Origin of the sequence: Bacteroides sp., assembly GCF_028690125.1 — a bacterium.
Lineage (GTDB): Bacteria > Bacteroidota > Bacteroidia > Bacteroidales > Bacteroidaceae > Bacteroides.
This window is the reverse complement of sequence record NZ_JAQVBV010000022.1, coordinates 66,974-86,604: the sequence shown is the minus strand read 5'-3', so window position 1 is coordinate 86,604 and position 19,631 is coordinate 66,974. Positions and strand designations below refer to the sequence as shown.

Here is a 19,631-nt window from a genome sequence, read left to right as displayed (position 1 = left end):
ACTGAATTAGAGAAGATATGAAATATAATAAGTCAGCTTCTTTGTTTCCAAAGGAGCAAGTTGTAGAAAGTTTAAAACAATCATTTGTGAAGCTGAATCCACGGATGATGATAAAGAACCCGATTATGTTTACGGTGGAAGTGGCAACGGCAGTTATGTTGTTCGTAACACTTTACTCCATTGTTAATCCTTCGCAAGGCTCGTTTGGTTATAATATAGCAGTGTTTATTATCCTGTTTATTACACTATTGTTTGCCAACTTTGCCGAAGCCATTGCAGAGGCACGCGGCAAGGCGCAGGCAGATAGTTTGCGTAAGACACGTGAAGAGACACCTGCCAAAAAGTTGGAAGGAAATAAGATTGTTTCCGTGAGTTCTTCACAACTGAAAAAGGGAGATGTGTTCGTTTGTGAAGCCGGAGATGTGATTCCGTCCGACGGTGAGATTATTGAAGGATTGGCTTCTATCGATGAAAGTGCCATTACCGGTGAATCTGCTCCCGTAATTCGTGAAGCGGGTGGAGATAAAAGTTCCGTAACAGGTGGTACGAAAGTATTATCCGATCAAATAAAAGTAATGGTGACTACCCAACCGGGAGAAAGTTTTTTGGATAAGATGATTGCACTGGTAGAGGGTGCTTCGCGGCAGAAAACACCGAATGAGATAGCATTAACTATTCTTTTGGCTGGTTTCACGCTTGTTTTTGTCATTGTGTGTGTAACGTTGAAACCGTTTGCTGATTATAGCAATACTGTTATCACCATTGCTTCTTTAATCTCATTGTTCGTTTGTTTAATTCCGACGACTATCGGTGGACTTTTATCTGCTATCGGCATTGCCGGTATGGATCGTGCGCTTCGTGCCAATGTGATTACGAAATCGGGTAAAGCAGTAGAAACAGCCGGTGATATTGATACCCTATTACTGGATAAAACAGGCACTATCACGATTGGTAACCGTAAAGCTACTCATTTCCATTGTGCTCCGAATGTTGAACTACATGATTTTGTAGAGACTTGTTTACTCTCTTCTTTGTCTGATGAGACTCCGGAAGGTAAGTCTATCGTAGAATTAGGACGAGAAACCGGTATCAGGATGCGTAACCTCAATACAACAGGAGCTCACATGATTAAGTTTACGGCTGAAACTAAATGTTCCGGTGTAAATTTGGCAGATGGCACACAGATACGTAAAGGTGCTTTTGATGCTATCCGTAAGATTGCGGAGAGTGCGGGAAATAAATTTCCAAAAGAAGTAGAAAACGTTATTGCTGCTATTTCTAGCAATGGCAGTACTCCTCTGGTTGTCTGTGTTAATCTGAAAGTAACAGGTGTTATCGAGTTGCAAGACATTATTAAACCGGGAATTCAGGAGCGTTTTGAACGTCTGCGCAAGATGGGAGTGAAGACGGTGATGGTGACAGGTGATAATCCGCTGACTGCTAAATACATTGCTGAAAAAGCAGGTGTGGACGATTTCATTGCAGAAGCTAAACCTGAAGATAAGATGGAATACATCAAGAAGGAGCAGCAAGCCGGTAAGCTTGTAGCGATGATGGGAGATGGTACCAATGATGCTCCGGCACTGGCACAGGCGAATGTGGGTGTAGCTATGAATAGCGGTACACAGGCAGCGAAGGAAGCAGGTAATATGGTCGATTTGGATAACGATCCGACCAAGCTGATTGAGATTGTAGAAATCGGTAAGCAACTGTTGATGACTCGTGGCACGCTGACTACCTTCTCTATCGCCAACGACGTGGCTAAGTATTTTGCTATTGTTCCGGCATTGTTTATGGTCGCAATTCCTGAATTGGCAGCCTTGAACATTATGCACTTGCATAGTCCTGAAAGTGCTATCTTGTCAGCCGTAATCTTTAATGCCATTATTATTCCAATCCTGATTCCGTTAGCTCTGCGTGGTGTGCAGTACAAACCAATTGGTGCGAGTGCATTGCTTCGCCGTAACTTACTGATCTATGGTGTAGGTGGTATAATTGTTCCTTTCGTTGGAATCAAATTAATTGACTTATTAGTGGGTTTATTCTTTTAATTAAAAAACAATAGCAATGAAAACTTTATTGAAATCACTCAAAATAACGCTTGCTTTTTGTGTCTTTTTCTCAGTATTCTATATTCTTGTTTTGTGGCTGTTTGCACAAGTAGCAAGTCCTAATAAGGGAAATGCAGAAGTTGCCACTTTGAATGGCAAGGTTGTAGGAGCAGCTAACGTTGGTCAGGTATTTACACAAGATATTTATTTCTGGGGACGTCCTTCTTGTGCAGGCGACGGTTACGATGCAACTAGTTCATCCGGTAGTAACAAAGGACCTACTAATCAGGAATACTTGGATGAGGTCGCAGCTCGTATTGATACTTTCCTTGTGCATCATCCTTACTTGAGTCGTCGGGAAGTACCTGCTGAAATGGTGACAGCCAGTAGCTCCGGACTCGATCCGAATATAACTCCGCAATGTGCTTATGTGCAAGTAAAAAGAGTAGCACAAGCTCGTGGGTTAAGAGAAGAACAAGTGAAGGAAATAGTAAATGAAAGTATTGAGAAACCACTTTTGGGACTGTTTGGAACAGAAAAAGTGAATGTGCTGAAATTGAATATCGCACTTGAAGAAAAAGATAATAAATAAATTAAAATTAATGGCAGTGTTCCTGGCCGGATCGCATCGGTAAGTGTGCTGTGCGGTTTTAATAAAACAGGGTTGGACAGGGCGCTGCCTTTTAAAGAACAACATAAAATAAAAGATATGAAGAATTATTTTAGTAAAAAGATAATTTTAAGCTCATTAGCTGTTGTAGCTATGTGTGTGATGGGAACTACGAGTATGAAAGCTCAGGAGTTTACTGTGCAAGGAGATATTGTCAGCTCATATGTTTGGCGTGGAATGTATCAGGGTGGTGGTGCCGCTTTTCAGCCTACTTTAGGCTTTGGTGCAGGTCATTTTTCTGTAACAGCTTGGGGTTCGACCAATTTCAGTGGAGGAAGTAAGGAGCTGGATCTGACACTTGCTTATAAGTTTGGAGAAACAGGACCTGTCTTAACTGTCGCTGATTTGTGGTGGGAAGGCGAAGGAGCATATAAGTACTTTAACTTTGAAAGCCATGAGACCGGTCATCATTTTGAAGCAGGATTGTCTTATACATTGCCCGTAGAAAGATTTCCACTTTCCATTGCTTGGTATACTATGTTTGCAGGAAAAGATAAAAAACTGAATGATATGGGTGAGTTGAAACAGAATTATTCTTCTTATCTGGAACTGAATTATCCTTTCAGTGTGAAGAATGTAGACTTAAACGTTACTTGTGGTGCGGTTCCTTATAAGGCTGCAAATATGTATAATAATAATGGTTTTGCCGTGACTAATGTGGCTTTGAAAGGAATGACGGCAATAAAGTTTAATGATAAATTTTCATTGCCGATATTTGCGCAAGCTATATGGAATCCATGTATGGAAGATGCTTTTTTAGTATTTGGTATAACTTTAAGGCCATAAAGATGAACTCATGAATTCTTGATTGGATGGACCCGTGATGATCGTGATGATTGTTGCGGGTTAATATAGTTTATAACGAGATTTGAAGAAAGATATGGACGAAAGAGAACAAAGCGTACAACATTTTCTGGATTTGATAAAAAAGTCACATCGGGGAAAATTTAAGGTTTACATTGGCATGATAGCCGGTGTGGGTAAATCATATCGTATGCTTCAGGAGGCACATGAACTGTTGGAGAATGGGGTAAATGTACAGATTGGATACATCGAGACACATGGACGTGCCGGAACAGAAGGTCTGATCGAAGGATTACCCATCATTCCCCGGCGTAAGATTTTCTACAAAGGAAAAGAATTGGAGGAGATGGATTTGGATACTATTATCCGTATACATCCCGAGATCGTAGTTGTAGATGAATTGGCACATACTAATGTGGAAGGTAGCCTGAATGAGAAGCGCTGGCAAGATGTGATGACATTGCTGAATGAAGGAATTAATGTGATTTCTGCCATTAATATTCAGCATATCGAAAGTGTGAATGAGGAGGTACAGGAGATTACAGGTATCGAAGTGAAGGAACGGGTTCCGGACAGTGTGCTTCAGGAGGCGGACGAAGTGGTGAATATTGACTTGACGGCAGAGGAACTCATTTCACGTCTAAAAGCCGGTAAGATATATCGTTCTGAGAAAATCCAAACTGCATTGGATAACTTTTTCCGGACTGAGAATATTTTGCAATTACGTGAGCTGGCTTTGAAAGAAGTTGCTTTGCGTGTTGAGAAAAAAGTGGAAAACGAGGTAGCAATGGGCATTACTGTCGGTCTTAGACACGAAAAGTTTATGGCGTGCATCAGTAGCCATGAGAAAACTCCGCGGCGGATTATCAGAAAAGCAGCCAAATTAGCTACTCGTTACAATACTACTTTCGTGGCTCTTTATGTGCAGACACCTAACGAAAGTATGGATAGGATTGGATTAGCTAATCAGCGTTATCTGCTGAATCATTTTAAATTGGTGGCAGAGCTTGGAGGGGAAGTCGTTCAGGTGCAGTCAAAAGATATACTAAGTACTATTGTGAAGGTTGCTCAGGAGAAACAGATTTCCACCGTTTGCATGGGAACACCTAATCTAAGATTGCCCGGAGCCATTTTTTCAATAATGGGATATAGAAAATTTTTAAATAATTTGTCGCGAGCTAATGTAGATTTGATTATACTTGCATAATATTAAATGTATAAACCTTATGAATATAAAGACGAAGTTGATTCTCGGCATCGGAATGTTGGCGGGAATGATCATTTTACTGGTTACACTTTCGGTCGTAAATCTCCAGATATTAACAGCTACTGAGCCCGACAGCCCTGCTGCCATCCCCGGATTGGAACGCGCTTTACTTTGGATCTCTGTCACAGGAGGTATTTGTATTCTTACAGGATTGTGTTTGTTATATTGGTTGCCTCGTTCTATTAGTAAGCCAATCAAAGAATTGAAACAAGGAATTCTTGAGATAGCTAACCATAATTATGAAGAGCGATTGGATATGAGAGACAATCAGGAATTTCGTGGTGTTGCCGAAAGTTTCAACCGGATGGCTGAACGACTGACCGAATATCGTGCAAGTACCTTGGCGGACATCCTTTCGGCAAAGAAATTTATTGAAGCTATTGTAAATAGTATCGACGATCCGATCATTGGTCTGAACATGGATCGCGAGATCCTTTTTATCAATGAAGAAGCTCTGAATGTGTTGAATCTGAAAAGGGAGAAAGTGATTCGCCAGTCAGCAGAAGAACTCTCTTTGAAGAATGACCTGCTTCGCCGGTTGATTCGGGAACTGGTGACACCGGGCAATCAGAAGGAAGCACTGAAAATATATGCTGACGATAAAGAGAGTTATTTTAAGGCTTCTTATATTCCTATTATAAATACGGAGGCCGAGAAAGACGAACCTCATAAACTGGGGGATGTTATTCTATTGAAGAATATTACAGAGTTTAAGGAACTCGATTCTGCTAAGACTACGTTTATCTCTACCATTTCGCATGAGTTGAAAACTCCGATTGCAGCTATTATGATGAGCCTTCAGTTGTTAGAAGACAAGCGTGTAGGCGCATTGAATGATGAACAAGAGCAACTTTCTAAAAGTATCAAAGAAAATAGCGAGCGTCTGCTGAGCATAACGGGCGAATTGCTGAATATGACTCAGGTGGAAGCCGGAAAACTACAAATGATACCGAAGATTACTAAGCCGATTGAATTGATAGAATATGCGATTAAGGCAAATCAGGTGCAAGCGGATAAGTTTAATATTCAGATAGAAGTGGAATATCCGGAAGAGAAAATAGGAAAACTCTTTGTTGATAGCGAGAAAATTGCATGGGTATTGACGAATCTGTTAAGCAATGCTATCCGATATTCTAAAGAAAACGGGCGAGTGATTATCGGTGCTAAACAGGATGGAGATTTAATCGAACTTTATGTTCGGGACTTTGGCAAAGGCATTGATCCGCGTTATCACAAAAGTATTTTCGATCGTTATTTCCGTGTTCCGGGTACGAAAGTACAAGGCAGCGGCTTAGGATTGTCTATATCCAGAGACTTTGTAGAGGCTCATGGCGGTACATTGACCGTAGAAAGTGAGTTGGGAAAAGGTAGTCGGTTTATCATTCGGTTGAAAGCATAGATTCATACTGTCTTTTTAAGAAGCGATTGGCAATCTTCATATTCTTTTTCGATTTTGTAATGAACGGTATAAATGGCTTTTGAATACTGTTTGATGCCGGTTCAAATTACCTATAAGTAAATGGCTGACTACTTAGTAGTAGTGACTTGATTACCTGGTAGTAACGAGGAAACTACTACTAGGTAGTTTTTAGATCACCTATGGTCCGGCACAGAACCCTTCTTTTCACTCATACTTTCAATTTTGACTTATTTGTATTTTAATTGTACATCATACAGAGTCTGTCCGGTAAAATATGTACTTTTGCCCAAGACTCTGTGTGAAATTGTAAGAAAGTAGTTGATCGACAATTCTTATACTATAAATAAATTAAACTACGTATGAAGAGAATACAAATTAAGTGGATATCTTTTGGAATCCTATTCCTGTTTGCATCTTGTGCTTCAATGAGAAAAAAGGAAAACACGGAAATTTTGCAGTCAATACCTTTTCATCAGGTATATCTGGAAGATAACTTCTGGCTACCTCGTTTAAAGACTCAGAAAGAGGTACTTGTACCTTTTGCTTTGGAGAAAACCAGGCCGGCGATGGATAATTTGCGCAAAACCGGTAATTTCTTGAAAGGAATTAAAGATGAACTTCCTTTTCCACATCGCTTTATTGCTTCAGATTTATATAAGGTAATGGAGGGAGCTGCTTATCTACTTATTCTGGAGAAAGATTCTGTATTGGAACATACGATGGATAGTATCATTGATCTGATTGGTGATGCACAACAAAAAGATGGTTATTTATATGAAGCTCATACTACCGGTGTAGCTGCATCGCATAAAGGTGAAATGGGTGATAAGCCTTATTCATGGGTTGTCCATAGCCATGAATTATACAATATGGGACATATGTATGAGGGAGCAGTAGCCTATTATCAAGCTACAGGAAAGGATAAATGGCTTAAAATAGCGGCGAAAAATGCCCGTCATATCAATCATGTGTTTTTTGAGGGCGATCCCGCATATAACAATGGTAAACCTATCAATCAGGCACCGGGACATGAAGAGATAGAGTTAGCGTTGGTCAAATTGTTTCAAACAACGGGAGATTCACTTTATTTGCAGATGGCCAAGAAGTTTATTGATATACGCGGGGTGACGTACAGACCGGAAGGAGAAGGAGTCATGTTGCCGGATTATGCCCAGCAACACTTGCCGGTACGTGAACAGACAAAGGCTGTAGGACATTCGGTCAGAGCTACCTATCTTTACGCCGGTATGGCCGATGTGCTTGCCCAAACAGGTGATGAAACCTTAAAACCTGCTTTGGATAGTATCTGGGCCAATATTGTGGATACCCGGATGCACATAACCGGTGGCTTGGGAGCCATTCATGGAATTGAAGGTTTCGGGCCGGAATACGTATTGCCCAATAAAGATGCCTATAACGAGACTTGTGCGGCTGTGGGAAATGTGATGTTCTATTACCGTATGTTCATGGCGGAAAAAGATGCTAAATACATTGATGTGGCAGAAGTTGCATTATATAATAATGTGTTGGCAGGAGTGAATATTGAAGGTAATAAGTTCTTTTATGTCAATCCGTTGGAAGCAAACGGAACTAAAGGTTTCAATCAAGGCAGAAAAGGTCGTTCACCCTGGTTCGATTGTGCTTGTTGTCCTTCTAATATAGCCCGGCTGATTCCTCAAATCTCTGGTATGATGTATGCACATACCCGAGATGAGATTTATTGTACCCTTTATGCCGGTACATCTACTACCGTTCCATTGAGTGCAGGTAAGGTCAATATTAAGCAAGAAACGAACTACCCGTTTGATGAATCGGTGCATTTTGAAGTAGCTCCGGAACATGATAGTCAGTCCTTTACTATATATTTCCGTATACCTACGTGGATGACAAACCAGTTTGTCCCTGGCCGATTATATAGTTATCTTAATAGTGAAAACTCGAATTGGGAGTTGCTGTTGAATGGTAAGAAGATATCAGGTCGTGTAGAGAAAGGTTTTGTTTCCATCAATCGTGATTGGAAAAAAGGAGATCGGATAGAACTGAAACTGCCGATGCCCGTGCGTTATAATATGGCAATCAATGAAGTAGAAGCCGACCGTGACCGAGTGTGTATCACCAAAGGTCCGTTGGTTTATTGTGCCGAAGCTACGGACAATGCTGCATTAGTAGGTAGCTATGTGGTTCATCCTTCTGAAAATCAAACTGTTCGTAGGGAGACTGAAGGCTTACTGAAAAATATTGATTTTGTTACAATTCCCGCCGTTTCTGTTCTGGACGCTGATAGTCGGCAAGTTACTTTAGTACCTTATTATGCGTGGGATAATCGTGGGGATGACGCTATGATTGTATGGTTTCCCCAAACCGAAGAGTTGGCTCGCGCTTCTATTCCCGCCATGTCCGAGTATATTTCTAAGGTGAAGGCATCGCATACATACGAAATGGATAATGTATATGCTATGGCTGCCAATAAATATCCTGATAGTTCATCGGATACTTCTGTTGAACGATGGACTAGCTGGCCGGAAAAAGGTAAAAGTCAATGGGTTGAGTTGGAACTGAAAGCTCCTCTCAATCTGCAAAGTTTGTCGGTATACTGGTATGATGATAATGGTGGCGTACAAATTCCAAAGTCGTGGAAGCTGGAGTATAAGAGCGATGGTAAATGGAATGATTTTCCACTATACATTACTGATGAGTATGAGGTACAGAAAAATCAGTTTAATATGGTACATCCTGCCAAACCTATAGTGGCTGATGCATTTCGTTTGCAAATAGTTCCCAAACAGGATGCGGCTGTAGGTATTCTGAGTATTGATATTGAAGAAGTGAAATAGCTATTTCTTATTGGGGCTTTTTTGCCTATCATTAATTGTCTGTTTAGTATTCTTTAGTCTTTGTGGCAGTAGAGATTAATTCGAAGGACTACAGTCCTCCTTTCGTTGAACTATAGTCCTTCGAATTAATATGAGTACACGAAGAAAATAAAATTAGGCAATCTTTAACTTATTTGCTTCATGGTAGCACTTTACATTTATTTTTGCGAGTCCGATGTATAGATGAAATTAAAACGTCCGCCCGGAGCGGTATCTCCGTTTACATAGAAATCCATAATATTTCCTTCGTCTTGCATATTGTCACACCATTTGAATTCTATATCGATGGAAGACGCTTTCAAGTCTATCAAATTCTTTTCTATTGATATTTCAAGTTCATTATCCTGAACTGTGAATTTCCCTTTCCCAACAGGATTCCATATCCATTTATTTTTGTAGCATTTCTCGATGATAATATGATTGCCGGTAGGACTTTGGCGGTTGATTATGTAGTCATACCCATTCCAACCTGTGCGTTTATCTCTATCCGTATCAATAAACAACATCATCCAATTCGGATCTTTGCAGGAGGTCAGTGCTCCGGCAGTTTCTACATAGAAATAAATAGATTGATCATCGTGGGTTACTTTAGCACCTGTAATGTCGTTACGTCCGCTTGTGTTCTTATAATAAGTATTGTATCGGCCGGCACAATCCCTATGCGCTGTATTTCCTTTGTAAGAAGTGTAATAGGGTCTTACATCATCCCAACTTCCTTTTTTTCCAAGCCGTATTGTTTTAGGGTTTGAAGCCTTTTCAGGCTTATTCATTCCCTTAAATTTCCGAACATTATCGATCAACTGCAAATAATAAACATCCCCTTTGTCTCCCCAACCTTTATTCGGTTCTATATCACGACTGCAATTCCAATTATATTGATCTACGAAAGAAAAAGGTTCACCTGTCCAGCCGTGCTCCGGAAGCCACATTCCCGCAATATACTCATTCCAACCGGTTACAAATATCAACTCGGGATCTAATTCATGAGCACGGTCCCATTGTTCCTGAAAATTCCAGCCATATAGGTATCCATCTACACGAGGGTCGAATCCTTTACTTACTGTGAAATTCCGACCATAAGCATTTGGTAAATTGAAAGCACTGCACTGCCCTTTACTCAAAGGATTTGCATTTTGAGCGACACCTACTGTTACTTGTTCGAAACTACCGTCGCCTGTGGGCACATACCCATATTGCGGGTACATTTCCAACCATCCCCATTGATCTTTTCTATTCGGGCCATTTACATAATCAGGTTGCCCCGGGCGGAACGTGAAAAACTCAGCGATTTCCCGATCTGTTTTATCTGCTGTTAAATTATCCGGATAAGCCATAATGCAAGGCTTCCCTTTCCATATAAACCATAAATCGCTGTATCGGTGAGGCTTGTAAATATCCCGATAAAGCTGGCGGAGTGAAACTAAAGAATGAGGAGCGGGACCAAAAGGTAGCATAAAAGCAATTTTAGGGACATTTACGCCGTCTTTACGCGCTTGTTCCCAAGTTTTCATCAACGCTTCATACGACTCTTCCCAAGTGAAACTTCCGTTCGTGCAATCAAAAAATACTACATCCACACCGGCATCAGCCAATAGTTCTGCGTGTTTACGTAACACCCATGGATCTGTTGTCCTGTAATAACCAAACAAAGGTTGTTCCCAATAGAAAAAGCCCGGTTTATTTTTCCCCCATGCAGGATGGTCGTATGAAAACATGGCTTCCGGATACTGACGGACTATTTCGGAAATGTTTTTTATAGAATATGTTGTATCGTCTACACCTTGATGCCATGTCCAGTAAAACATGGCTATATATTTATCTTGCTTCTTGTCACCTGCTTCTTTATATTCTCTTACTTTTCGACCAAGAGCGTCTGTAGCAGTCCAACTGTCACTATTTACTTTCGTGTTTTGAGCATAGATAACAGTATTCAATACTGCTCCTAGAATTATTATAAAAATATACTTCATTTTAGTAGTAGTGTTTTTCATTCGGTACATAACTTGCTTTTGTATAGACAAATATAATATTTGTTTTCCGATTTTCTATTATGCCAATCCAATAAATTCTATTATTTATGCCTTTCATTTTTAGTATGTAATATATTTGCTTAAATGCATCTTCTACAGATGTTAGGTTGCTGTTTTTGCTTTTATGACAATAAGCAACCTATAAGAAAGTTTCATCTTAATTTTTATTGAAATGAAACTTTGGGGAATCAGGACATTGTAGCATCTTTTAAAATCTTTATATTTGCAGATCAATTGAAAGTAAAGTCAAACTATTGACAAAAAAATAACTTAAAAGAACCAGAATCAGATGAAACAGGACATGATTGTTATCCTTGACTTGGGTAGTCATGAGAATACGGTATTGGCTCGCGCTATCCGTGCATTAGGAGTTTATAGTGAGATTTATCCTCACGACATCACAGTGGAAGAACTGAAGGCATTACCCAACGTAAAGGGTATCATTATCAATGGTGGGCCAAACAATGTGATTGATGGTGTTGCCATTGACGTAAATCCGTCTATCTATACAATCGGCATTCCTGTTATGGCTGCCGGTCATGATAAAGCAACTTGTGCAGTGAAGCTTGCAGAATTCACAGACGATATCGAGGCTATAAAGGCTGCTGTAAAATCGTTTGTCTTTGATACTTGTAAAGCTGAGGCTAACTGGAATATGACGAACTTTGTGAACGACCAGATAGAGTTGATTAAGCGTCAGGTTGGTGATAAGAAAGTATTGCTGGCTTTGTCGGGCGGAGTTGATAGTTCTGTGGTAGCTGCTTTGCTTTTGAAAGCAATTGGTGATAATCTGGTATGCGTGCATGTAAATCATGGATTGATGCGCAAAGGTGAATCAGAAGATGTAGTCGAAGTATTCAGCAACCAATTGAAAGCAAATCTTGTCTATGTAGATGTGACAGATCGTTTCCTGAATAAACTGGCAGGTGTGGAAGATCCCGAACAAAAGCGTAAAATTATTGGTGGCGAATTTATTCGTGTATTTGAAGAAGAGGCACGTAAGCTGGATGGTATCGACTTTTTGGGTCAGGGTACTATTTATCCGGATATTGTGGAAAGCGGAACAAAAACTGCCAAAATGGTGAAGTCTCATCATAACGTAGGCGGTTTGCCAGATGATCTTAAATTTCAACTTGTAGAACCCTTGCGCCAATTATTCAAAGATGAAGTTCGTGCCTGTGGCTTGGAATTGGGCTTGCCTTATGAGATGGTATATCGTCAGCCATTCCCCGGTCCCGGTTTAGGTGTACGTTGTTTGGGTGCTATCACACGCGACCGTTTAGAAGCAGTACGTGAATCTGATGCCATTCTGCGTGAAGAATTCCAAATTGCCGGATTGGATAAAAAGGTATGGCAATACTTTACAGTAGTGCCTGATTTCAAATCTGTTGGCGTACGTAATAATGCCCGTTCTTTTGATTGGCCTGTTATTATTCGGGCTGTCAATACGGTAGATGCTATGACAGCTACTATTGAACCGATAGATTGGGCTATCCTAATGAAAATTACTGATCGTATACTGAAAGAAGTAAAGAATGTGAATCGTGTTTGCTATGATATGTCGCCCAAACCTAATGCGACTATAGAATGGGAATAATAAAATAAAACTAAATTATTTTCTAAAAGTAAAGTACTCCCCGGAAGTTGAATATAAAAAACTTTCGGGGTATTTTTATATGAAAAACACACTCAAGAGTGGAAGTCTCTCAAATATCTTGTTCTTTATCAAGTAGCGGGATCCGGGGATTGAACCGGGGACCTCATGATAATGAATTTTGTATTCCCCCCTTTTCATCCTTTTGAAGGAGTTGTGTGCAAATGGCGTGCAAAACCTCTTAAAAACAAAAAAGACAACCAGAAGTGGAAGCCTCCTAATTGTCTAATTCTAAAGTCTTTCGACTTCGTAGCGGGACCCGGGATTGAACCGGGGACCTCATGATTATGAATCATGCGCTCTAACCAGCTGAGCTATCCCGCCATCATTTCTCGATTGCGGGTGCAAAGATAGATGATTTTTTATAATCTCCAAAACAATTGAGTACTTTTTTGTGTTTTTTCTATATGATAAAGTCTTACTTTCCCTTCATATAGGGAGTTTAGGGCTTAAAGATGAAAGAAGTTTTAAATAAAGTGCTTGATTTATACCGTGTATTCAGAAAAAAGTATTTATCTTGGCACACTCAAAACAATTTGAAATTGCTATGAAAAAAGAAAAAATTCATTTGGAGTATTTGTTAAATGCTACATCTAAAAATATTATTTGGGCAGCTATTAGTACACCGACCGGTTTGGAGGACTGGTTTGCTGATAAAGTAGTATCCGATGACAAGATTGTGGAATTCTATTGGGGGAAAACAGAGCAAAGGAGTGCTGAAATAGTAGCAATTCGTGCTTTTTCTTTTATCCGTTTCCGTTGGTTGGATGACGAAAACGAACGTGATTATTTCGAAATAAAAATGACTTTTAATGAGCTGACGAATGACTATGTATTAGAAATTACAGATTTTGCAGAACCGGATGAAGTCAGTGATATGAAAGAATTGTGGGAGTCACAGGTAGCTAAATTAAGAAGAACAGGTGGATTTTAGTTAACTTTCAATTAAAAATTTCCTAGGCTACTTTTTTTATACTAATTTTGCGTCTTAAATGCACGAAGAACTTATTTAAGATGCTACGCATAAAGAAATTAGATATATTTATCGTTAAGAGCTTTTTTCTGCTTTTTATCGGTACATTCTTCATTTGTCTCTTCATCTTCATGATGCAGTTTCTATGGAGATATGTGGATGAACTGGTAGGAAAGGGATTGGAAATGAGTGTAATGGCTCAGTTTTTCTTTTATTCCGCCTTAACGTTGGTGCCAGTATCATTGCCATTGGCTGTGTTACTGGCTTCTTTGATTACTTTCGGTAACTTTGGCGAACGCTATGAACTGCTTGCAATGAAAGCGGCAGGTATTTCTTTACTTAAAATCATGCGCCCCCTTGCCATCTTTGTCTGCGGTCTGGTTGGCGTCTCCTTTTATTTTCAAAATGTTGTCGGTCCTATAGCCCAAAGTAAGTTGGGAACCTTGATTCTTTCAATGAAACAGAAATCTCCTGAAGTGGATATTCCGGAGGGAGTGTTCTATTCTGAGATACCGGATTACAATTTGAAGATAGCCAAGAAGAATCGAAATACAGGTATGTTATATGATGTCTTGATTTATAACCTGAGGGATGGTTTCGAAAATGCACATATTATTTATGCTGACTCCGGTCGTATGGAAATGACTGCGGATAAACAGCATCTTTGGTTACATTTATACAGTGGTGACTTGTTTGAGAACCTGAAGGCGCAGAATCTGAAATCGCAAAATGTACCCTATCGTCGTGAATCATTTCGTGAGAAGCATTCGATTATTGAGTTTAATTCCGACTTCAATATGGTGGACAGTGAAATTATGAGTAAACAGTCCAGTGCTAAAGATATGAAACAGTTGGAAGCTTCTATTGATTCAATGAGGTTGATGGGAGATAGTATCGGACGACAATATTATACCGAAGTGTCACAGAGCAATTTCCGTCCGTCATATACATTGAATAAAGAAGATACCATTAAGATAGAAGCAGCAGATATTGAGGCATATGATATTGACAGCCTTTATGACGTGGCATCGTTGGTGCAGAAACAGAAAGTGATTACTGCTGCGGCAGGTCGGGCGGAAAATATAGCCAATGATATCTCTTTCAAAACTTACCAGATGGAGGACAATGACACTCGTATCCGTAAGCATCAAACGGAATGGCATAAGAAGTTTACCATTTCAATCTCCTGCTTATTATTTTTCTTTATCGGAGCTCCTTTGGGGGGTATCATCCGTAAAGGAGGGCTAGGTATGCCGGTGATTGTGTCGGTAATGGTGTTTATTATCTATTATATTATAGATAATACAGGTTATAAGATGGCACGGGACGGCAAATGGATTGTGTGGATGGGGATGTGGACAAGTAGTGCCATCCTGGCTCCTTTAGGTTTTTTTCTTACCTATAAATCGAATAAAGACTCGGTGGTGCTTAATGCCGATGCTTATATTAATTGGTTCAAGAAGATTGTCGGTATCCGGAGTCTGCGTCATCTGTTTAAGAAAGAAGTAGTTATTAACGATCCCGATTATGAACGTTTACCGGGAGACTTGGACCGGCTTACTGTTGAATGTAAAGCCTATATGACTAAGAATCATTTGACAAAAGCACCGAATTATTTCAAATTATGGATGACGGGCGGGAAGGATAATGAAGTCGTGGATATCAGTGAGCAACTAGAGCTATTGGTAGAAGAAATGTCCAATACAAAGTCGGTTACTTTGTTGAATACATTAAACAATTATCCTATAATTCCCGTTTCTGCTCATATACGTCCGTTTCATAAATATTGGCTAAATCTGGCTGCCGGAATTATATTCCCTATTGGTTTATTCTTTTATTTCCGTATTTGGGCATTTCGTGTAAGATTGTCTAGAGATATGGAGCGGATCATTAAGAACAATGAACAAATTCAATTCATCATACAGAATATTAATAAATAAATGTTATGGAAGAGATTAAAATGGATAAAATAGAAGATGCAATTGCCGATTTCAAAGAAGGCAAGTTTGTTATAGTAGTGGATGATGAAGATCGTGAAAACGAAGGTGATTTAATTATAGCTGCTGAAAAAATAACTCCTGAGAAAGTAAACTTTATGTTAAAGTATGCCCGTGGAGTACTTTGCGCACCTGTCACAGTATCCCGTTGCAAAGAGTTGGATTTACCGCATCAGGTAAGTGATAATACCTCCGTATTGGGTACTCCTTTTACCATTACTATTGATAAGTTGGAGGGATGTACGACCGGAGTTTCTGCTACCGACCGTGCCGCTACCATTCTAGCGTTGGCAGATCCGGCTTCTACACCGTCTACATTTGGGCGGCCGGGACATATTAATCCACTTTATGCACAGGAAAAAGGTGTGCTACGCCGTGCCGGACATACAGAAGCGGCTATTGATATGGCACGTCTTGCCGGACTTTATCCCGCTGGTGCTTTGATGGAGATTATGAGTGACGATGGTACAATGGCACGTTTACCTGAACTTCGGCAGATGGCGGACGAACATGGATTGAAGTTGATTTCTATTAACGATCTTATTGCTTATCGTCTCAAACAGGAATCTATCGTAGAAAAAGGAGTAGAAGTGAATATGCCGACCGAACATGGAATGTTCCGGTTGATCCCTTTCCGTCAGAAATCAAATGGTCTGGAACACGTTGCTTTGTTTAAAGGCACTTGGAAGGAGGATGAGCCTATTCTGGTACGTGTACATTCTTCATGTGCGACCGGTGATATTTTCGGCTCCAGACGTTGCGATTGTGGCGAACAGTTGCACAAAGCAATGGAGATGATCGACAAGGCGGGCAAGGGAGTTGTTGTATATCTCAATCAGGAAGGACGTGGCATCGGTTTGATGGAGAAGATGAGAGCCTATAAACTTCAGGAAGACGGAATGGATACAGTTGATGCTAATATTTGTCTGGGACATTTGGCTGACGAGCGTGATTACGGAGTAGGGGCACAGATACTTAGAGAGTTAGGAGTGCACAAAATGAATCTTTTGACAAATAATCCTGTAAAACGTGTAGGTTTAGAAGCTTATGGACTGGAGATTGTCGAAAATATCCCTGTCGAAACAGTTCCTAATCAGTATAATGAACGGTATCTGAGAACGAAGAAAGAAAGAATGGGCCACACATTACATTTTAATAAGTAAATTGCCATTTTGTTTTCATATATCAAATAAAATCGTTTATTTTGCAACCAATTTCACTCAACAACAATAAAATAGATACAAAATGAATCAATTATCAGATCGTTTGAACAGCTTGGCGTCATCGGCGACGCTTGCTATGTCGCAAAAGAGTAATGAGCTCAAGGCGCAAGGCGTTGATGTTATTAACTTAAGTGTAGGAGAACCTGATTTTAATACTCCTGACCACATCAAAGAAGCTGCGAAAAAAGCCATTGACGACAATTTTTCTCGCTACTCTCCGGTACCGGGTTATCCGGCTTTACGTAATGCGATTGTTGAGAAACTGAAAAAGGAGAACGGTCTGGAATATACTGCAGCTCAGATTTCCTGTGCAAATGGTGCAAAGCAATCTGTTTGTAATGCAATCCTGGTATTGGTAAATCCGGGTGAAGAAGTGATTGTGCCCGCTCCTTATTGGGTGAGCTATCCCGAAATGGTGAAATTGGCGGAAGGTACTCCGGTTATTGTTTCGGCAGGTATCGAACAAGATTTTAAGATTACTCCGGAACAGTTGGAAGCTGCTATTACTCCAAAAACAAAAGCGTTGATTCTTTGCTCTCCGTCCAATCCGACAGGATCTGTATATACAAAGGAAGAATTGGCCGGATTGGCTGCTGTGCTGGCTAAGTACCCTCAAGTAGTGGTAATTGCTGACGAAATCTACGAACATATCAACTATATTGGTAAACACGAAAGTATCGCACAATTCCCGGAAATGAAGGAACGTACAGTGATTGTAAACGGCGTTTCCAAGGCTTATGCTATGACAGGATGGAGAATCGGTTTTATTGCCGGTCCGGAATGGTTAGTAAAAGCTTGTAATAAGTTGCAGGGTCAGTACACTTCAGGTCCTTGCTCTGTATCTCAAAAAGCTGCTGAGGCTGCTTATACAGGAACACAGGAGCCGGTGAAAGAAATGCAGAAAGCTTTCCAACGTCGTCGTGACCTGATCGTTAAGTTGGCAAAAGAAGTTCCGGGATTTGAAGTAAATGTACCACAAGGTGCTTTCTACCTGTTTCCGAAATGCGATAGCTTCTTTGGTAAGAGCTGTGGTGAACGCACGATTAAGGATTCAGATGACTTAGCTCTATACCTGCTTGAAGAAGCTCACGTAGCTTGTGTAGGCGGTGCGTCATTTGGTGCTCCTGATTGCATTCGTATGAGCTATGCTACAAGTGATGAGAATATTGAAAAGTCTATTTGTCGTATTAAAGAAGCCTTGGCTAAATTGAAATAATCGACAGGCAAGATAAAACAAATGTGGCGGACATTTTCCGGATAGGAAAATAGTCTGCCACATTTGTTTTATCTCGCCTGATATCTATCTCTGTTAAATTTATTTCTTTCAGAATAGTTTATTAATAAAAAAAGCTGCCTTCCGTGGAAAGCAGCTTTCAATTTTTCTTTGTAGATTGTATTATTCAGCTGGGTGGATAGCTTCAGACGGACAAACATCTGCACAAGTTCCACAATCAGTACATACATCCGGGTTGATAGAATAGATATCACCTTCAGAGATAGCTTCAACCGGACACTCGTCGATACAAGTTCCGCAAGCAATACAATCGTCACTAATTACGTAAGCCATTTTTTTAAGATTTAAATTATTAGTACTATAATTCGTTTGGCAAAAATAAGCGTTTTATTTGTTACTTGGTATGATTCTATGATTAAAATGATTTAATTTGTACTTCTTCTAAATAAGAGACTCTTCTTATTTATGCTATATTTTTCGTATTTTTGCAAACAAATTACTAATACATAGCAATAATATGCCTTTAAATTTACCTGATAGACTCCCTGCGATAGAACTGCTGAAGGAAGAGAATATCTTCGTGATTGATGCTTCCCGTGCTACGCAACAGGATATTCGTCCGCTACGGATTGTAATATTGAATCTGATGCCGTTGAAAATTACAACGGAGACAGATCTGGTGAGATTACTTTCGAATACACCTCTACAGGTGGAAATCTCATTTATGAAGATCAAGAGTCATACTTCTAAAAATACTCCGGTAGAACACATGAAAGCGTTTTATACGGACTTTGACCAGATGCGGAATGAGAAGTATGACGGTATGATTATCACTGGAGCACCTGTTGAACAGATGGATTTCGAGGAGGTGAATTACTGGGATGAAATAACGGAAATATTCGACTGGGCTAAGACACACGTAACGTCCACTCTTTATATTTGTTGGGCAGCTCAGGCCGGACTATATCATCACTATGGAGTGCCTAAGTACCCTTTGGACCGGAAAATGTTCGGTATTTTCGAACATTGTGTATTAGAACCTTTACATCCGATTTTCCGTGGATTTGATGATTGCTTCTATGTCCCCCATAGTCGGCATACAGAGGTGAGGAAAGAAGACATATTAAAAGTTCCTGAGCTTACTTTGTTATCAGAATCAAAGGAATCGGGTGTTTATTTAGTAGTAGCTCGTGGTGGTCGTGAGTTCTTTGTAACCGGTCATTCAGAATACTCTCCTTTGACGCTAGATACCGAATATCGTCGTGATCTAGACAAAGGACTGCCTATTGAAATGCCTCTTAATTATTATGTAGATAATGATCCGGAGAAAGGACCTTTGGTACGTTGGCGTGCTCATGCCAATTTACTGTTTTCCAATTGGCTGAACTACTTTGTTTATCAGGAGACTCCTTATAATATTAATGATATTGAATAA

The 19,631-nt window shown here is 40.0% G+C and carries 14 protein-coding genes and 1 tRNA gene; 12 read left to right on the top strand and 3 right to left on the bottom strand.

The genetic code is table 11. The features are described from left to right. Window positions 1-17: 17 nt before the first annotated feature. From kdpB to PHO71_RS15000, 6 genes are all read left to right on the top strand, one after another. Complete coding sequence (gene kdpB / locus PHO71_RS15025) at window positions 18-2,051, top strand: potassium-transporting ATPase subunit KdpB (protein ID WP_300204870.1); 2,034 nt, start codon at window positions 18-20, stop codon at window positions 2,049-2,051. Window positions 2,052-2,067: 16 nt separating this feature from the next. After that, the gene (locus tag PHO71_RS15020) at window positions 2,068-2,643 is read left to right on the top strand and encodes a K(+)-transporting ATPase subunit C (RefSeq protein ID WP_300204869.1); all 576 of its coding nucleotides are present in this window, start codon (window positions 2,068-2,070) and stop codon (window positions 2,641-2,643) included. Between the two features lie 117 nt (window positions 2,644-2,760). Further along, entirely contained in the window at window positions 2,761-3,507 is a 747-nt protein-coding gene (locus PHO71_RS15015) for a hypothetical protein (protein ID WP_300204867.1), read from the top strand. A gap of 94 nt (window positions 3,508-3,601) precedes the next feature. After that, window positions 3,602-4,732: a sensor protein KdpD gene (locus PHO71_RS15010; RefSeq protein WP_300204866.1), complete on the top strand. Its 1,131-nt coding sequence runs from the start codon at window positions 3,602-3,604 to the stop codon at window positions 4,730-4,732. A 19-nt stretch (window positions 4,733-4,751) separates the two neighbouring features. After that, window positions 4,752-6,191: an ATP-binding protein gene (locus tag PHO71_RS15005; protein ID WP_300204864.1), complete on the top strand. Its 1,440-nt coding sequence runs from the start codon at window positions 4,752-4,754 to the stop codon at window positions 6,189-6,191. A 380-nt stretch (window positions 6,192-6,571) separates the two neighbouring features. Beyond that, complete coding sequence (locus PHO71_RS15000) at window positions 6,572-9,046, top strand: beta-L-arabinofuranosidase domain-containing protein (protein ID WP_300204862.1); 2,475 nt, start codon at window positions 6,572-6,574, stop codon at window positions 9,044-9,046. Between the two features lie 197 nt (window positions 9,047-9,243). Here PHO71_RS15000 and PHO71_RS14995 read toward each other — a convergent pair whose 3' ends face one another. Next, on the bottom strand, window positions 9,244-11,055 hold the full coding sequence (locus tag PHO71_RS14995; protein ID WP_300204861.1) for a hypothetical protein: 1,812 nt from the start codon (window positions 11,053-11,055) through the stop codon (window positions 9,244-9,246). Between the two features lie 349 nt (window positions 11,056-11,404). Between PHO71_RS14995 and guaA the strand changes: the two genes are divergently transcribed. Further along, the gene (gene guaA, locus PHO71_RS14990; RefSeq protein WP_300204859.1) at window positions 11,405-12,712 is read left to right on the top strand and encodes a glutamine-hydrolyzing GMP synthase; all 1,308 of its coding nucleotides are present in this window, start codon (window positions 11,405-11,407) and stop codon (window positions 12,710-12,712) included. A gap of 307 nt (window positions 12,713-13,019) precedes the next feature. Here guaA and PHO71_RS14985 read toward each other — a convergent pair. After that, a tRNA-Met gene (locus PHO71_RS14985) sits at window positions 13,020-13,093 on the bottom strand. Between the two features lie 223 nt (window positions 13,094-13,316). Here PHO71_RS14985 and PHO71_RS14980 point away from each other — a divergent pair. The 4 genes from PHO71_RS14980 to PHO71_RS14965 all read left to right on the top strand — a co-directional run bounded on the left by PHO71_RS14980 (window position 13,317) and on the right by PHO71_RS14965 (window position 18,178). After that, entirely contained in the window at window positions 13,317-13,703 is a 387-nt protein-coding gene (locus tag PHO71_RS14980) for an START-like domain-containing protein (protein ID WP_300204857.1), read from the top strand. Between the two features lie 80 nt (window positions 13,704-13,783). Then, window positions 13,784-15,682, top strand: coding sequence for an LptF/LptG family permease (locus tag PHO71_RS14975; RefSeq protein ID WP_300204856.1), 1,899 nt, complete (start codon window positions 13,784-13,786; stop codon window positions 15,680-15,682). A gap of 5 nt (window positions 15,683-15,687) precedes the next feature. Continuing rightward, complete coding sequence (locus PHO71_RS14970) at window positions 15,688-16,902, top strand: bifunctional 3,4-dihydroxy-2-butanone-4-phosphate synthase/GTP cyclohydrolase II (RefSeq protein ID WP_300204854.1); 1,215 nt, start codon at window positions 15,688-15,690, stop codon at window positions 16,900-16,902. A gap of 82 nt (window positions 16,903-16,984) precedes the next feature. Then, complete coding sequence (locus PHO71_RS14965; RefSeq protein WP_300204853.1) at window positions 16,985-18,178, top strand: pyridoxal phosphate-dependent aminotransferase; 1,194 nt, start codon at window positions 16,985-16,987, stop codon at window positions 18,176-18,178. A gap of 180 nt (window positions 18,179-18,358) precedes the next feature. Here PHO71_RS14965 and PHO71_RS14960 read toward each other — a convergent pair whose 3' ends face one another. After that, window positions 18,359-18,529: a DUF362 domain-containing protein gene (locus tag PHO71_RS14960; protein WP_002559159.1), complete on the bottom strand. Its 171-nt coding sequence runs from the start codon at window positions 18,527-18,529 to the stop codon at window positions 18,359-18,361. A 184-nt stretch (window positions 18,530-18,713) separates the two neighbouring features. Here PHO71_RS14960 and metA point away from each other — a divergent pair, with 184 nt between their 5' ends. Beyond that, window positions 18,714-19,631: a homoserine O-succinyltransferase gene (gene metA / locus PHO71_RS14955; protein ID WP_300204850.1), complete on the top strand. Its 918-nt coding sequence runs from the start codon at window positions 18,714-18,716 to the stop codon at window positions 19,629-19,631.

Coding starts and splice junctions, on each gene's coding strand:
- PHO71_RS15005 (WP_300204864.1), top strand. CDS start 4,752: ATGAATATAAAGACGAAGTTGATTCTCGGCATCGGAATGTTGGCGGGA.
- PHO71_RS14965 (WP_300204853.1), top strand. CDS start 16,985: ATGAATCAATTATCAGATCGTTTGAACAGCTTGGCGTCATCGGCGACG.
- PHO71_RS14995 (WP_300204861.1), bottom strand. CDS start 11,055: ATGAAGTATATTTTTATAATAATTCTAGGAGCAGTATTGAATACTGTT.
- guaA (WP_300204859.1), top strand. CDS start 11,405: ATGAAACAGGACATGATTGTTATCCTTGACTTGGGTAGTCATGAGAAT.
- PHO71_RS14975 (WP_300204856.1), top strand. CDS start 13,784: ATGCTACGCATAAAGAAATTAGATATATTTATCGTTAAGAGCTTTTTT.
- PHO71_RS14970 (WP_300204854.1), top strand. CDS start 15,688: ATGGAAGAGATTAAAATGGATAAAATAGAAGATGCAATTGCCGATTTC.
- PHO71_RS15020 (WP_300204869.1), top strand. CDS start 2,068: ATGAAAACTTTATTGAAATCACTCAAAATAACGCTTGCTTTTTGTGTC.
- PHO71_RS14960 (WP_002559159.1), bottom strand. CDS start 18,529: ATGGCTTACGTAATTAGTGACGATTGTATTGCTTGCGGAACTTGTATC.
- PHO71_RS15015 (WP_300204867.1), top strand. CDS start 2,761: ATGAAGAATTATTTTAGTAAAAAGATAATTTTAAGCTCATTAGCTGTT.
- kdpB (WP_300204870.1), top strand. CDS start 18: ATGAAATATAATAAGTCAGCTTCTTTGTTTCCAAAGGAGCAAGTTGTA.
- metA (WP_300204850.1), top strand. CDS start 18,714: ATGCCTTTAAATTTACCTGATAGACTCCCTGCGATAGAACTGCTGAAG.
- PHO71_RS14980 (WP_300204857.1), top strand. CDS start 13,317: ATGAAAAAAGAAAAAATTCATTTGGAGTATTTGTTAAATGCTACATCT.
- PHO71_RS15000 (WP_300204862.1), top strand. CDS start 6,572: ATGAAGAGAATACAAATTAAGTGGATATCTTTTGGAATCCTATTCCTG.
- PHO71_RS15010 (WP_300204866.1), top strand. CDS start 3,602: ATGGACGAAAGAGAACAAAGCGTACAACATTTTCTGGATTTGATAAAA.